This window comes from Segeticoccus rhizosphaerae (assembly GCF_009192725.1).
GTDB lineage: Bacteria > Actinomycetota > Actinomycetes > Actinomycetales > Dermatophilaceae > Segeticoccus > Segeticoccus rhizosphaerae.
On record NZ_VOHR01000668.1, the window covers coordinates 1 to 733 of the forward strand.

The 733-nt window shown below is 77.5% G+C and carries 2 protein-coding genes; one reads left to right on the forward strand and one right to left on the reverse strand.

Annotated elements, in window-relative coordinates; translation table 11 throughout:
- The coding region (locus tag FRW57_RS23750; RefSeq protein ID WP_238999553.1) for a hypothetical protein at positions 1–300 on the forward strand (300 nt) is incomplete at its 5' end.
- An 11-nt stretch (positions 301–311) separates the two neighbouring features.
- On the opposite strand, the gene FRW57_RS22405 is transcribed toward FRW57_RS23750, so the two are convergent.
- A partial coding sequence (locus FRW57_RS22405) for an alpha/beta hydrolase (protein ID WP_162529484.1) occupies positions 312–733 on the reverse strand: 422 nt, incomplete at its 5' end.

A 733-nucleotide genomic window follows, 5' to 3' on the forward strand; every position in this document is an offset into this window, starting at 1 on the left:
GGTGTGCTCACCGCCGCGGGGTCGCTCGGCGTCGAGGACCTGGCCGGGATGGCACCGGTCGCCACGGCCCGGTTCGGCGGTGAGGGTGGCGTCCTGGAGGCGTATGCCGAGCTGCTGGCCACCGAGCTCGTCGCCGCCGTCCGCGCGCTGCGGCTGCGCGGCGTCGTCCTCCGAGACCGGCTCGGCGAGACCCTCCGGCTGTGTGACGACCTGCCCGCCGGCCTCGAGGACCGCGACCTGGCGCCGGATCTGGAGCTCGCACAGGCCCTCCTCCCCCGCCTGGCCACGCCGCCCTCCTGACCGGACACCGGTCAGCAGGACGTGGCCGAGGCGACGAAGGCCCCGGCCAAGCGGTGCCACACGTCCGGGCGCCACAGCATCGTGTGCTCCAGGCCGTCGAGGCGGTGCAACCGGGCGTCCGTCCCGGCCGCCTGCGCCCGTGCGACGTAGCGCGCCGAGGCGTCGGGGTCAGTGATGCGGTCCGCCCCGCCGTGCAGGACCAGCACCCTCCTGCCGGCCAGCTGGTCGACCGGCTCGGGCGGGCCCTCGGGCAGCCACGGCGCGAGCGCCAGGACGCTGGAGACCCCCGGCTCGCCGGCCGCCCGCAACGCGACCCGCCCTCCCATGGAGTGCCCGAGCAGCACGATCGGCCACTGGGGGAAGCGCAGCCGCAGCTGGGCCAGGGCCTCGCGCGCCTCCCGCAGCGGCGGCCCCTCGCCGTCCCAGGACCGGG